This window comes from Janthinobacterium sp. HH102 (assembly GCF_001758625.2).
Lineage (GTDB): Bacteria > Pseudomonadota > Gammaproteobacteria > Burkholderiales > Burkholderiaceae_D > Janthinobacterium.
In genome coordinates this window covers 3,770,787-3,784,189 of the sequence record NZ_CP062062.1, presented here as the reverse complement: position 1 = coordinate 3,784,189, position 13,403 = coordinate 3,770,787, and the positions used below count along the sequence as shown (strand labels likewise).

The window sequence follows — 13,403 nt, the reverse complement described above, 5'->3', positions numbered from 1 at the left end:
TCAGAACGAGTAGACCAGGGTCAGCGAGGTTTGCGTATCCGTGTTCTTCTTGTCGTCCGGTACGCGGGTATCGTTGCGGGCGCTGAAGGCGGCCTTCATCTGCATGGTGCCGTTGATCTTCGTGCTGAGGGCCGTTTCGGCGATCGAGTGGGTGTTCGAGGTGCCCCGTTCCACGCTGACCGTCTGCGTAAACATGGCCGACTGGCTGATCTTCCACTTCATGGCGGCTGCGCCGCGCACCGTCAGGCCGTGTTCCGATTCGCCCGCGTCATTGGTGCCGCTGAAATAGCCAGGACCGAATTCCACGTCGACGCTCTTGTCGCTCGACTGATACCAGCGCGAGCCGTGACCGACGGCCAGGGTCGAGTACTTGGTGTAGGCGCCGAACTTGTCGTTCACGTGCGAGGCCAGCACGAACAGTTTTTCATGGTCGGCCATCAGCTTGTAGGCGGCCTTGGCGGAGGCGGAAAAGCGTTCGGCCGAGCGTTCGCGGATCTTTTGTCCTTCGTCGTTCGTCGTTTCGTCTTCCTTGAAGTAGCCGCTGAAGATGTACTGGTTGCTCCAGTCGTCGAGTTCCTGGCGCGCGTCGATCTTGCCCGTCACCGAGGTACCGACCGTGTTGCCCGAGGTGGTGATGGCGCCCAGTTCGGCGGAAGTGCTCCAGCTGCCGATGGGGATTTCATCGAACAGCATGCTTTGCTTGGTGTCGGCGGCGGCGGCGTTGCCGCAAGTGATGGCCATGGCCAGCGCCAGTGCGAGAGAGTGGGTCGATTTCATGGCTGTAGTGGTCTGTGGCGCGCGCCAGGCGCGCCTGATGTTCGTTAGTGGCAGTGGTGGCGATGCTGGCCGCGGCAAGCCGGGAAGCGCCGATAAAACATGCGCGCGCGGGCGCGGCCAAACATTCTCGAGGCTGTATTGTACCCGACCCCGTCAACGTTCGCCGCACGCCCCGGCGCGCACGAATGCTGCTATATTGATGGAAATATTGCAAACCTGGCATGTGTGGATGATGACGATGAAAATAGCTTGCAAGCTTGTCACCGCGGTCTGGCTGTGCGCGGCGGTGCAGGCCGGGGGCCAGGCGCCGGAGACGACGCCGGGAGCGGGAGCGGGAGCGGCACCGCCACTGACGCAATCGATGATACGCGACGCCGTGCGCGCCGTACTGGCGGAAGAGGCGCAGGCGCGCGACGCGCTGCCGCAGCCGGCCATGCAGCAGGTGACGATACGCGCCGACCGGAAATACGAGCAGTTCTCCGCCGCCTTCGCCGAGGCGAAGGTGCCCGACTGCCTGCACGCCGACGGCTTGAAGCGCCAGCCCACCAGCATCGGCCCGATCGGCATCGGTGGCGTATATGCCTTGCCCTTCGTGGCGATCGCCAAGCTGCGCGGCAAATGTAACTAGCCGGCCGCCGCCTGGCGGTGCACGCCGGGGCTGGCAAGTGGCGCGCGCCTGGCGTATGCTGCGCGTATTTGCTGCCTGATCTTACAAGGAATCCCCGTGCGCTGCCTGGTCATCGAAGACGAAGCCGAAACTTCCCGTTACATTTGTGCCGGCCTGCGCGAAGCGGGCCACGACGTCACCGCCTGCGACAATGGCATCGACGGCATGCGCCTGGCCTGCGGCGAAGACTGGGATGCGCTGGTGCTCGACCGCCTGCTGCCCGGCGAGATTGACGGCCTGGCCATCGTCGCGCGCCTGCGCGGCATGGGCCGCAACACGCCCGTGCTGGTGCTGTCGGCCCTGTCGAGCGTCGACGAACGCGTGCGCGGCCTGCGCAGCGGCGGCGACGATTACCTGTCGAAACCGTTCGCCATCGCCGAACTGCTGGCGCGCATCGAGGCGCTGCTGCGCCGCGCCGCGCCCGTGCCCGAATCGACGCAGCTGCAGGTGGCCGACCTGGTGCTCGACATGCGCACCATGCGCGTGACGCGCGCCAACCGCCAAATCGCGCTGCAGCCGCGCGAATTTCGCCTGCTGGAATACCTGATGCGCCACCAGGGGCAGTCCGTCACGCGCGCCATGCTGCTCGAAGCCGTGTGGGACTACCATTTCGACCCGCAGACCAACGTCATCGACGTGCAGGTGAGCCGTTTGCGCACCAAGGTGGACAAGGAGTTTTCTCCGCCGCTGATCCACACGGTGCGCGGCGTCGGCTACACCCTGGGCGTGCTCGACAGTGCGTAACTTGCACCGCTCGATCGCGGCCCGGCTGGCGCTCGGCTATGGCGTGCTGGTGGTCGTGTCGATCAGCATCGTCTGCGCCGTGTTCTATTTCGGCACCATCGGCGTGCTCGATCGCAGCGTGGACCGCAAGCTGACCCTGCTCTCGGAGCGCCTCGCCGCGCTGTACGAGCAGGGCGGCAGCAGCCGCACGATGGCGGAAATCGCCCATCTGCTGACCGACCGCACCGACAGCGACACGGAGATCTTTTTGCTGGTCGATGCCGATGGCCGCCGCGTGGCAGGCAATCTGTCGTCCTGGCCCGACCTGGGCAGCCCCGTGGGCCGCCTGCTGCACCGCGACGTCACGCGCGAAGGGCGCCGGGTGCCCGCGCGCATGCTGATCCGCGACCTGACGGGCGGCGCGCGCCTGTTCGTCGGACGCGACATGGAGGAGGGCAAGTCGATCCGCACGCTGGTGCTGCGCTCGCTGGCCTATGGCGGCGGGGTGGCTATCCTGCTGGTGGTGGCGGGCGCCTGGCTGTTCCGCCGCCAGCTCGAGGCGCGCATCGGGCAGATCCGCCGCACGGCGGGGGAAATCGAGGCGGGCGACCTGAGCAGGCGCATTCCCGTCTCCAGCGAGGATGAATTCGGCTTGCTGAGCCGCGACATCAATCGCATGCTCGACCGCATCGAACACCTGATGGAAGGCGTGCGCCACGTGTCGAACGCGATCGCGCACGACCTGCGCACGCCGCTGGCGCGCATCCGCAACAAGCTCGATGGCGCCTTGCGCCAGCAGCAGGGCGTGGCCGGCTACGAGAGCGCGGCGCAGGCGGCCATCGACGACATCGACGATCTGACGCGCGTGTTCGACAAGCTGCTGCAGATCGCGGCGGCCGAATCGGGCATGCGTCCCGAGAATTTCGACGACATCGACCTGCACCAGATCGGCGCCGATATCGTGGAAATGTATGAAGCGACGGCCGACGAGCAGGGCGTGCTGCTGGTGCAGATGTATGGCGAGGGCGTTCCGGCGCGGGGCGACCGCAACCTGCTGGGCAGCGCCCTGGCCAGCCTGGTCGACAACGCCATCAAGTACGCGGGGCAGGGTGCCACGGTGGAAGTGTCGGCCGGCAGCGACGCGCAGGGCGGCTGGCTGGCCGTGCGCGACAACGGCCCCGGCGTGCCGGCCGAGGAATTGCCGAAGCTGACGCAGCGCTTCTACCGCCTCGACAAGAGTCGCCATTTGCCCGGCAATGGCCTGGGCCTGTCCATCGTGGCGGCCATCGCGGCCCTGCATGGCGGCAGTCTGGAAATCGAGGATGCGGCGCCGGGCTTGCGGCTGCGCCTGCACCTGCTGCGCTAGCGTAGGCAGGCAGCACATTACCAACTTGTAACCCCCATTGTTTTAGCTCCCACCTATCATCCGCTCTACCCGGCGTAGAGCGGCTGCATGCGTGCTGCCGCCTGTTTCGGGCTGCCGCGGTCCTGCCGCGTTCTGTTTGCCGAGACCTGTTGTAGAAGCATACGCATGCATACTTTTGCCATCATCGAGGAGCGCGCCGCGCTGCCCGCACTGCGCCAGCATGGCCACCGTATCAAGGCCGCGCTGGGCGCCGTCGTTTTTCCTCTGCAGCGCGCGCGCTGGCAAGCCTTTGTCGCAGGCACGCCTGGCCTGGCGGCGCTGGCGCACGCCCATCCCAGCCTGCTGTACAAGATTTACCGTCCTTACGCCAGCCGCCAGCTCGGTTGCGCGGCGCGGGTGGAGCTGCTGCGCGGGCATTACCGTTTCATGTGGCAGGCGGGCGCCCGGCCGCTGGTGGAATACGCGGCGCGCCGCGCGCTGGTGCTGGCCGCCATCGAGGGCAAGGATGGCGCCACCTACCGCCTGCAGCTGACGGCCATCCATGACAGCCACCGCGAGGGCGACCTGTGCCTGCGCCTGACGCGCGACGGCGTGTCGCTGTACCTGGCCAGTTTCCTGTTCCGTCCCCAGCCCGGAGGCGCCGTCATCCAGCTGGGCGCCTTGCAGGGACTGCGCTCGCAGGCGGGCGCGCAGGCGGTGAAGGACGCCACGCGGGCGCTGCACGGCTGCCGACCGAAAAACCTGATGGTGGCCGCCTTGCGCGACCTGGGCGATTTTTTCGGTTGCGGCCACCTGGACCTGGTCAGCAACGCCAACCGCATCGCGCTGAACTGGCGCCGGCGCCGCCACATCTCGTGCGATTACGACCTGGCGTGGCGCGAACTGCATGCGCTGCCTGCCGGCGACGGCAATTACAGGCTGCCATGCGGCCCTTGCCGGATGCCGGACCTGGAACTGGTGCCGTCGAAAAAGCGCGCTGATGCGCGCCGCCGCGGCGCCATGCTGGTGCAGCTGGCGGCGGACATGCGCTGGCAAGTGGCGGCCCTGTTGCAGCCGCAATGAAGGCGCAAGGCGGCATTTTTTGACCTGCGCGGCTTTTTTGCCGGGCAGCCCGGCGCAAGCGGCGCGATCGGCGTATACTTGTTGGCGTTGTTAACCTGAAGCCAGTCACCCCATGCCAGCACAATTCCCCACTTCGCGCATGCGCCGCCTGCGCGCGACCCCGCAACTGCGCGAGCTGTTCCGCGAAACCGAGATCAATCCGCGCGACCTGGTCCTGCCGATCTTCGTCGACGAAGGCAGCAGCGATTTCATCGACATCAAGTCCATGCCCGGCGTGCGCCGCATTCCCGAAGCGAAGCTGGCGCAGGAAATCGAGCGCTACGCGCGCGCCGGCCTGCGCTCCGTCATGACCTTCGGCATTTCGCACCACAAGGACAGCCACGGCACGGACACCCTGAACCCGGACGGCCTGGTGGCGCGCATGTCGCGCATCATCAAGGACGCCGTGCCGGAAATGGTCGTCATGTCCGACACCTGCTTCTGCGAATACACGGACCACGGCCATTGCGGCATCCTGCATGGCGACACGGTCGACAATGACAGCACGGTGCTGAACCTGGGCAAGCAGGCCGTCATCGCGGCCCAGGCGGGCGCCGACATCATCGCCCCGTCGGCCGCCATGGATGGCCAGGTGGCGGCCATCCGCAGCGCGCTCGATGCGGCCGGCTTCCACGACACGCCCGTGATGGCGTATTCGACCAAGTTCGCCTCGGGCCTGTACGGCCCGTTCCGCGACGCGGCCGGCAGTACCCTGAAGGGCGACCGCAAGACCTACCAGATGGACCCGATGAACCGCCGCGAAGCGGTGCGCGAGTCCCTGATCGACGAAGCCGAAGGCGCGGACGCGCTGATGGTGAAACCTGCGGGCGCCTACCTCGACATCATCCGCGACCTGCGCGAAGTGACGCGCCTGCCGATCGGCGCCTACCAGGTCAGCGGCGAATACGCGATGATCAAGTTCGCCGCCCAGGCGGGCGCCATCGACGAGCGCCGCGTGGTGCAGGAAACCCTGGGCGCCATCAAGCGCGCGGGCGCCGACATGATCTTTACGTACTTTGCGATGGATGTGCTGAATAATCCGTATTGAGCCTTGTCTCTGGCGCACAGCTAGCGTCCTTTTTTACCCCAAAGGCAAAGTCTGGGGTCGGACCCTCAGGGTCCGACCCCGGCATTTCCGCCGTTGGGTTCTTTCCGATTTCCCATGCCCCTGAAAATCTCCCGCATCCTGCACGCCGGCTATGTCTTCGAATGCGAAGGCACGACCATCGCCTTCGACCCCATCGTTGAAAACCCCTTCAGCCGCAACTGCCACGCGTTTCCGTCCGTGCGCTTCGACCTCGATGCCGTGCGCCGGCTGCGCTGGGATGCCGTCTTCATTTCGCACTTCCACGACGACCACTGCTCGCTCGACAGCCTCGATGCGCTGGACCGCGCCACGCCCATCTATCTGTACTGCGTCTTCGACGAACTGTTCGCGATGATCCGCGCGCTCGGCTTTACGTCCGTCGAGCGCCTGCAGGTGGACGTGCCCGTGCGCGTGGGCGCCATCGAGGTGATCCCGCGCCGGGCGCTGGACGACGACGTCGATTCGCTGTTCCAGGTGCGCGCAGCCGGCATGAATGTGCTCAACGTCGTCGACTCGTGGATCGGCCCCGAGACGCTGGCGCAGCTGGCCGCGTTCGCGCCCTGGGACATGGTGCTGTGGCCGTTCCAGACCATGCGCGAGATCGCCGTCATCGCGCCGTCGCTGGCAGCGCGAGGCCCGGTCGAGCTTCCCGACGACTGGGTGCCGCAGCTGCGCGCGCTGGCGCCCCGTTACCTCGTGCCCAGCTCCTGTCAGTTCGTGCAGGAAGACTGGTCCTGGTATAACCATGCGATGTTCCCGATCACTTACCGCCGCTTTGCCGATGAAATCGGCGCCGCGCTGCCCGAGGCGCACATCTTCCGCCTCGATCCGTCGACGGCCGTGCTGCTCGACGCGCACGGAGTGAGCAGCGCCGAACCCTTGCCCTGGGTGCTCCCGGTCGGACCGCAGGACGTGGATTTCGACTATCGCCCCGACGCGCCGCCGCCCGCCACGGCGGATATCGCCCGCCGTTTCCCGCCCTTGAGCGATGCCGACGCAGCGCTGGTGCTCGATTTCTGCCGCAACGGTTTGCTTGAGCGCTACCGTGACATGGAGCTGCCCGAGGACAGCTACTTCCAGCAACCGCGCCTGTGGCGCTTGGCCCTGTACGGCCATGACGGCGCGGCCACCATCCTGCATTACCGCACGCATGGCGACTTGATCGACCTCGTGCCCGAGACGAACGAAGCGCCCGGCTGGACCACCGAGGTGCCGCTGGTGAAATGCGATGCGGCGCTGGTGCTGGGCGAATCGCTGACGTCGATGTACATGCGCATCAACGATGGCCCGTTCGATGCCGGGGCGCGGGCCGCACTGGCGGAGGCCGACATCGTCGACGATCCCCTGATCCGCTGCCTGTTCAATGACGCCATCGGTGCCTACCAGGCGGCGCAGCTCAAGCGCTTGCTGGCCCGCTGAAGAAAGTCGCGCGACAGAGTAAGATAGCTGCTTCTGACTAGAACTGGAAAGACACCATGGCACAAGACAACGAAACCGCGATCCTGGCCGGCGGCTGCTTCTGGGGCGTGCAAGATTTGCTGCGCCGCTATCCGGGCGTGATCGCCACGCGCGTGGGCTACAGCGGCGGCGACGTCGCCAACGCCACCTACCGCAACCACGGCACGCATGCGGAAGCGATCGAAATCATCTTCGACCCGAGCACCATCAGCTATCGCAAGATCCTGGAATTCTTCTTCCAGATCCATGACCCCAGCACGCCGGACCGCCAGGGCAACGACCGCGGCACGAGCTACCGTTCGGCCATCTTCTACACGAACGACGAGCAAAAGCGCGTGGCCGAAGACACCATCCGCGACGTCGATGCGTCCGGCCTGTGGCCCGGCAAGGTGGTGACGGAAGTGGCGCCGGCCGGCCCGTTCTGGGAAGCGGAACCGGAGCACCAGGATTATCTGCAGCGCTTGCCGCACGGCTACACCTGCCACTACATCCGGCCGGACTGGGTCTTGCCGCAGCGTCAACAATAAGCGTCACGGGAGACGGCCATGCGCTATTGGCAGGTGGAGCGGCGGCAGGCGGAAGGGCAGCTGGATCTGGGGCGCGCCCTCGATCTGGTGGCTGCCATCGGCCATGCCGACGTGAATGCCGTCGCCGGGGCCATCCTGAAGACGGTGAGCACGGTCGCGCCCATTTCCCAGTGCACGATCTTTGCCTATGAATTCGGCAACCGGCCCCGCACGGTGGCCGTGGCCGACCGGCGCGGCGGACGTTTCCTGCAGGATATCGCGGACAGCTACGCGCGCCACTATTACGCGCTCGACGGCAACCAGCGCGTGATCGCGCCCGCGCCCGGGCGGAAAATCGATCCCGCCATCGTGCTGCACCAGCAAGCGAGCGACGAGATCGACCATCCCGGCTATCGCGCCACCTGCTATCAAAAGCCGAATGTCTCGGACCGGCTATCCTTGCTGGTGCAGCCGGCCGGCGATATCTGGTTGTCCGTCAATTTCTACCGCGACAGCAGCCAGGGCCAGTTCCAGCCTGGCGAAATCGCCGCCATCGAAACCCTGTCCCCGCTGTTCGCCCATGCGGCCAGGCACCACTACAGCTTGAACGGCCAGCCCGCGCAGGGTGTCGCGCCCATGATGCTGGCAAGGCTGCGCCAGCATTGTCCCGCCTTGAGCAAGCGCGAACTGGACGTGCTGCGCTGTGTGCTCGAAGGCTTCACGGCCGTGGAAATCGCCGAGACCATGGGCCTGCAGCCATCGAGCGTCATCACCTACCAGAAGCGCGCGTATAAACGCCTGGGCATTTCCAGCCAGCGCCAGTTGTTTGCCCTGTGCATGGCGCCAGCACCTGTCTAGTCCCTTGGACGTAGGGACGGCTCCGCCTTTTTGACGGTGTTCGCCGCGAAATGTCCCCAAAATGGGGACAGGGTTCGCGGCGGGCGTCTGCATACTGTGTTTCAAGCCGGGACCACCCGGCCGCTCTCACCCAATAAAATCAACAAGGGGAGGGCGACACCTTATGGAGACAAGCATGACCATCGCCCAAGGGGCCACCCCCGCCATCGCCGCCACCCCGGCGCCCGTCCTCGACGCGGCCACCCCGGCGCCCGTCCTCGACGCGGCCAGCGTGCAACTGGAACAGCAGGTGATGCGCAAGGTATCGCGCCATCTGCTGGGATTTTTATTCCTGTTGTTCGTGTTTTCCTTTCTTGACCGCATCAACATCGGCTTTGCCGGCCTGACCATGATGCAGGACCTGGGCCTGTCCGGCACCCAGTTCGGCTTTGCCACCACGCTGTTCTACATCGCCTACATCGCCTGCAGCATTCCCAGCAACATCGTGCTGGCCCGCATCGGCGCGCGCCGCTGGATAGGTTCGATGATGATCGCCTGGGGCCTGGCCTCGACGGCGACCCTGTTCGCCAGCGGCCCGGCCAGCCTGTATGCGCTGCGCTTTTTGGTGGGTGTGACGGAGGCGGGCTTCCTGCCCGGCATGCTGCTCTACCTCACGTACTGGTTTCCCAGCGCCTACCGCGCACGGGCCAATGCCCTGTTCATGATCGCCATGCCCGTCACGGCCGCCATCGGTTCGGCCCTGTCGGGCCTGATCCTGGGGCTGGACGGCCACTGGGGCTTGAAGGGCTGGCAATGGCTGTTCTTGCTCGAAGGCATGCCTTCCGTGCTGCTGGGCCTGGCCGTCTACGGCTACCTTGACGACGCGCCCAACAAGGCAAACTGGCTGTGCAAGCTGGAACAGCAGGTGCTGGCGCGCATGCTGGCGGCCGAGCACAAGCCTGATGCGCCCCGGCAAAAAGTCTCCGTGCTGGCGGAAATGCTGTCGCCCACCGTGCTGAAATTCGGCATCGCCTACTTTTGCCTGGTGAATACCCTGGCCATGGTGGCCGTGTGGACGCCGCTGATCGTGAAAAGTTTCAATAGCGGCGCCAGCAACACCCAGATCGGGCTGCTGGCGGCGATACCGCAGGTCTGCACCGTGATCGGCATGATTGTCTGGGGCCGCCGCTCGGACCGCTTGCAGGAGCGCCGCTGGCATATCGTCTGGCCCATGCTGCTGTCGGCCTTTGGTTGGCTGTTGACCGCCTATTCCGGCAACCCCGTGCTGCAGTTGCTGGGCGTGTGCATGGCTTCGACGGGCGCCTACACGGCCATGTCGGTCTTCTGGACCACGCCGGACCGGGCCCTGAGCCTGGGTGCGCGCGCCATCGGCATCGCCGTCATCAATGCCACGGGCAATATCGGCTCGGCCCTGAACCCCGTCGTCGTGGGCTGGCTGAAGGATTTCACGCACAGCTTTGCCACGGGCTTGCTGTATGCCAGCGTGCTGCTGGTGGTCGGGGCTGCCATCGTGCTGACCCTGCCGATTGCGCGCGGCGGCAAAACACATTCTTGAGAGGACACCATCATGCGCGACACGTTTCACCCTTATCCCCATGTGCCCAAAGTGTATCCGCCCGGCAAGGCTGTTGGCGCCGGCACGCAGCACGTCCCGGTCCTGATCGTCGGCGGCGGCCCCGTGGGACTGGCCACGGCCCTGGGCCTGGCGCGCCACGGCGTGCACTCGGTGCTGATCGAGGCGGACGATGGCGTCTGCACGGGCAGCCGCGCCATCTGCATCTCGCGGCGCAGCCTGGAAATCATCGACCGCCTCGGTGCGCTCGACGGTTTTATCAGCAAAGGCTTGCCGTGGGCGGGCGGCCGCAGCTTTTACCGCGACGAGGAAGTGCTGCACTTTACGATGCCGCAAGACGCGAACCAGAAATTGCCGCCGATGGTCAACCTGGCGCAATACCATATCGAGCAATTCCTGCTCGATGCGGCCGAACGCCAGAGCGAGCTGATCGATATCCGCTGGCAAACGCGCGTCACTGGCGTGCAGCAGCGCGCCGATGGCGCCACGGTCACGCTGGCCACGCCCGATGACACCTACACCATCGACACGGACTGGCTGGTGGCGGCCGATGGCGGGCGCAGCGCTGTGCGCGAGGCGCTGGGCTTGAAATTGCAGGGCACCAGCTATGAAGGGCGCTATGTCATCGTCGACATCCACCTGAAAAGCGAGCGCCCCACGGAGCGCCTCGCGTATTTCGATCCGCCGTCGAATCCCGGCTCGACCGTGCTGGTGCACAAGCAGCCCGACGATATCTGGCGCATCGATTACCAGCTGCGCGACGACGAGGATGCGCAGGCGGCCGTGCTGCTGGAAAACGTGGCACCCCGCGTGGACAGCCTGCTGGCCATGATGGGGGAGACACAGCCATGGCATCCCGTGTGGATCACCATTTATAAAGCCAACGCCTTGACCCTGGAAAAATACCGGCACGGCGCCGTGTTGTTCGCGGGCGATGCGGCCCACCTGGTACCGATCTTCGGCGTGCGCGGTGCCAATTCCGGCATCGACGATGCGGACAATCTGGCCTGGAAGCTCGCCTACGTCGTCAAGGGCCGGGCGCCGGATAGCTTGCTCGACAGCTATTCGGACGAGCGCGTCTATGCCGCCCATGAAAACCTGCGTCATGGCACGAAAAGCACGGAATTCATGGCGCCGCCCACGTTCGCCTTCGAGCTGATGCGCACGGCCGTGCTGGGCCTGGCAGGCAAGCATGCGCACGTGCGCTCGCTGATCAACCCGCGCCAGACCAGCGCCATCGCGTATGCGCAATCGGCCTTGAATGCGCCTGAGCTGGACGTGTTCGCAGCCGGTCCCGCGCCGGGCACGGTCTTGCCCGAGTGCCCGCTGGCGCTGCCGCACAACGGCGGTCAAAAAGCGGGGTATATTACCGATTTGCTCAAACGCGCCGATGGCCATTTCACGGGCTTGTATTTCAGCGACGATGGCGCAGTGCATGCGGAACTGCTGGCGCTGGGCGACAGCTTGCCGTTGACGACCGTGGCGATCGCCCGCAGCGGCGCGCAAGGGTGCGCCTGGGACCACACGGCGCAGGTATGCTCGCTGTTTGACGCGCAGCCCGGCACGTTTTATCTCGTGCGCCCGGATGGGCACGTGCTGGGGCGCTGGCGCGAGGTGAGGGTGGGGCAGGTGGCGGATGCTTTGAAACGGGCATTGTCTTGAACCAAACCCAGTGGCAAATTCCGGGGTCGGAAGGGGGCGCCGAGTCCCTGAGGGTCCGACCCCAGCTCTTCCGCTTTTTGGGTTAACGAAGGAAGAGCACAGTAAATCAGGAGATCATATGACCGACATCGAACTCGATAATTTATACACCGAGCTGTGCCACACCATGGGCGGCCTGGGCGAGCAGCGCTCGCCGCTGTTCCTGGCCCGCTTCGCCTTGCTGGCCATGGGCGCCATCGGCCAGGCCGACGTGGTGCAAGGCTTGCTGCGCGACGCGGCCGACGGCCTGGCGGAGCGCGCATGATAGGCGCCGGCTACCAAAGCGGCTTCGGCAACGAGTTTGCCACGGAAGCCATCCCCGGTGCCTTGCCGCAGGGGCAAAATTCGCCGCAGCAAGCGCCGCTGGGCCTGTATGCGGAACAATTGTCGGGCACGGCGTTTACGGCGCCGCGCGCGCAGAACCGGCGTTCCTGGCTGTACCGCATCCGTCCCGCCAGCCAGCATCCGCCGTTTACATTGGCTGAAAACACGCGCATCGTCAGCGATTTCCACGCCATGCCGCCGACGCCGCCGAACCAGCTGCGCTGGGACCCGCTGCCGCTGCCCGACGACGCCACGCCGGTCGATTTCATCGATGGCTGGCAAACGATGGCGGGAAACGGCAGCGCCGAAGCGATGAGCGGCTGCGCCATCCACGTGTACGCGGCCAACCGCTCCATGCAGCGCTTCTTTTATTCGGCCGACGGCGAATTGCTGGTCGTGCCGCAGGAAGGGCGGCTGGCGATTGCCACGGAACTGGGCTTGATCGAACTGGAACCGCAGGAAATCGCCGTGATCCCGCGCGGCGTGCGCTTCCGCGTGACCCTGCCGGACGGCAAGGCGCGCGGCTATGTCTGCGAAAATTTCGGCACGGCTTTCCGCCTACCGGACATGGGGCCCATCGGCTCGAATGGCCTGGCCAACAGCCGCGACTTCCTCACGCCGCACGCGGCCTACGAGGATATCGACGGCGATTGCGAATTGGTGGCCAAGTTCGGCGGCCACCTGTGGCGCACGACGCTCGACCATTCACCGCTCGACGTCGTCGCCTGGCATGGCAATTACGCACCGTACAAATACGATTTGCGCCGCTTCAATGTCATCGGCTCGATCAGCTACGACCATCCGGATCCGTCGATCTTCCTCGTGCTGCAGGCGCCGAGCGAAAATCCGCTGTTCGGCGCCATCGACTTCGCCATCTTCCCGCCCCGCTGGCTGGCCGCCGAGCACACGTTCCGCCCGCCCTGGTTCCACCGCAACGTGGCCAGCGAATTCATGGGCTTGATCCACGGCGTGTACGACGCCAAGGCAGCCGGTTTCGTGCCGGGCGGCGCCAGCCTGCACAACTGCATGTCCGGCCACGGTCCCGATGCGCAGACGTTCGAAAAAGCCTCGCACGGCGACACGTCCGCGCCCGCGAAGGTGGCCGATACCATGGCTTTCATGTTCGAGACGCGCACCATCCTCAAGCCCACACCGTTCGCGCTGGACGGCGGCCTGCTGCAACACGATTATTTCGAGTGCTGGCAAGGCTTGCGCAAGCATTTTGACCCGGACCAGTGACAGGCACACGGTCCGGCTTACTC

13 protein-coding genes are annotated in these 13,403 nt (G+C 65.7%); 12 read left to right on the top strand and 1 reads right to left on the bottom strand.

All coding sequences use genetic code 11. The features are described from left to right. Positions 1–777, bottom strand: a complete 777-nt coding sequence (locus JAB4_RS17225) for a DUF481 domain-containing protein (RefSeq protein ID WP_070218454.1) — start codon at positions 775–777, stop codon at positions 1–3. A 238-nt stretch (positions 778–1,015) separates the two neighbouring features. Here JAB4_RS17225 and JAB4_RS17220 point away from each other — a divergent pair, with 238 nt between their 5' ends. From JAB4_RS17220 to hmgA, 12 genes are all read left to right on the top strand, one after another. Next, positions 1,016–1,405: a hypothetical protein gene (locus JAB4_RS17220; RefSeq protein ID WP_139143685.1), complete on the top strand. Its 390-nt coding sequence runs from the start codon at positions 1,016–1,018 to the stop codon at positions 1,403–1,405. Positions 1,406–1,501: 96 nt separating this feature from the next. Continuing rightward, complete coding sequence (locus JAB4_RS17215; RefSeq protein ID WP_070218452.1) at positions 1,502–2,188, top strand: winged helix-turn-helix domain-containing protein; 687 nt, start codon at positions 1,502–1,504, stop codon at positions 2,186–2,188. Further along, positions 2,181–3,533, top strand: a complete 1,353-nt coding sequence (locus JAB4_RS17210; protein WP_070218451.1) for a HAMP domain-containing sensor histidine kinase — start codon at positions 2,181–2,183, stop codon at positions 3,531–3,533. The genes JAB4_RS17215 and JAB4_RS17210 overlap by 8 nt, the downstream gene beginning before the upstream one ends. A gap of 165 nt (positions 3,534–3,698) precedes the next feature. Beyond that, positions 3,699–4,595: a DUF535 family protein gene (locus tag JAB4_RS17205; RefSeq protein WP_070218450.1), complete on the top strand. Its 897-nt coding sequence runs from the start codon at positions 3,699–3,701 to the stop codon at positions 4,593–4,595. Positions 4,596–4,707: 112 nt separating this feature from the next. Continuing rightward, positions 4,708–5,682 (top strand): porphobilinogen synthase, encoded by a 975-nt coding sequence (gene hemB, locus JAB4_RS17200; protein ID WP_070218449.1) that lies wholly within the window; start codon positions 4,708–4,710, stop codon positions 5,680–5,682. Positions 5,683–5,796: 114 nt separating this feature from the next. Then, positions 5,797–7,140, top strand: coding sequence for an MBL fold metallo-hydrolase (locus tag JAB4_RS17195; protein WP_070218448.1), 1,344 nt, complete (start codon positions 5,797–5,799; stop codon positions 7,138–7,140). Positions 7,141–7,196: 56 nt separating this feature from the next. Next, a complete protein-coding gene (gene msrA / locus JAB4_RS17190; RefSeq protein ID WP_070218447.1) occupies positions 7,197–7,706 on the top strand; it encodes a peptide-methionine (S)-S-oxide reductase MsrA in 510 nt (169 codons plus the stop codon). Between the two features lie 18 nt (positions 7,707–7,724). Next, a complete protein-coding gene (locus JAB4_RS17185; protein WP_070218446.1) occupies positions 7,725–8,543 on the top strand; it encodes a helix-turn-helix transcriptional regulator in 819 nt (272 codons plus the stop codon). Between the two features lie 175 nt (positions 8,544–8,718). After that, on the top strand, positions 8,719–10,098 hold the full coding sequence (locus JAB4_RS17180; RefSeq protein ID WP_083287216.1) for an MFS transporter: 1,380 nt from the start codon (positions 8,719–8,721) through the stop codon (positions 10,096–10,098). 12 nt (positions 10,099–10,110) lie between these two features. Further along, positions 10,111–11,778: an FAD-dependent oxidoreductase gene (locus JAB4_RS17175; RefSeq protein ID WP_070218445.1), complete on the top strand. Its 1,668-nt coding sequence runs from the start codon at positions 10,111–10,113 to the stop codon at positions 11,776–11,778. A 118-nt stretch (positions 11,779–11,896) separates the two neighbouring features. Further along, on the top strand, positions 11,897–12,082 hold the full coding sequence (locus tag JAB4_RS17170) for a DUF2783 domain-containing protein (protein ID WP_070218444.1): 186 nt from the start codon (positions 11,897–11,899) through the stop codon (positions 12,080–12,082). Then, positions 12,079–13,380: a homogentisate 1,2-dioxygenase gene (hmgA, locus tag JAB4_RS17165; RefSeq protein ID WP_070218443.1), complete on the top strand. Its 1,302-nt coding sequence runs from the start codon at positions 12,079–12,081 to the stop codon at positions 13,378–13,380. The genes JAB4_RS17170 and hmgA overlap by 4 nt, the downstream gene beginning before the upstream one ends. The last annotated feature ends 23 nt before the right edge of the window (positions 13,381–13,403 follow it).

Bases quoted from the DNA above. Each gene is read 5' to 3' on its own strand.
- JAB4_RS17225 (WP_070218454.1), bottom strand. From the start codon at position 777: ATGAAATCGACCCACTCTCTCGCACTGGCGCTGGCCATGGCCATCACT.
- JAB4_RS17220 (WP_139143685.1), top strand. From the start codon at position 1,016: ATGAAAATAGCTTGCAAGCTTGTCACCGCGGTCTGGCTGTGCGCGGCG.
- JAB4_RS17205 (WP_070218450.1), top strand. From the start codon at position 3,699: ATGCATACTTTTGCCATCATCGAGGAGCGCGCCGCGCTGCCCGCACTG.
- hemB (WP_070218449.1), top strand. From the start codon at position 4,708: ATGCCAGCACAATTCCCCACTTCGCGCATGCGCCGCCTGCGCGCGACC.
- JAB4_RS17195 (WP_070218448.1), top strand. From the start codon at position 5,797: ATGCCCCTGAAAATCTCCCGCATCCTGCACGCCGGCTATGTCTTCGAA.
- msrA (WP_070218447.1), top strand. From the start codon at position 7,197: ATGGCACAAGACAACGAAACCGCGATCCTGGCCGGCGGCTGCTTCTGG.
- JAB4_RS17185 (WP_070218446.1), top strand. From the start codon at position 7,725: ATGCGCTATTGGCAGGTGGAGCGGCGGCAGGCGGAAGGGCAGCTGGAT.
- JAB4_RS17180 (WP_083287216.1), top strand. From the start codon at position 8,719: ATGACCATCGCCCAAGGGGCCACCCCCGCCATCGCCGCCACCCCGGCG.
- JAB4_RS17175 (WP_070218445.1), top strand. From the start codon at position 10,111: ATGCGCGACACGTTTCACCCTTATCCCCATGTGCCCAAAGTGTATCCG.
- JAB4_RS17170 (WP_070218444.1), top strand. From the start codon at position 11,897: ATGACCGACATCGAACTCGATAATTTATACACCGAGCTGTGCCACACC.
- hmgA (WP_070218443.1), top strand. From the start codon at position 12,079: ATGATAGGCGCCGGCTACCAAAGCGGCTTCGGCAACGAGTTTGCCACG.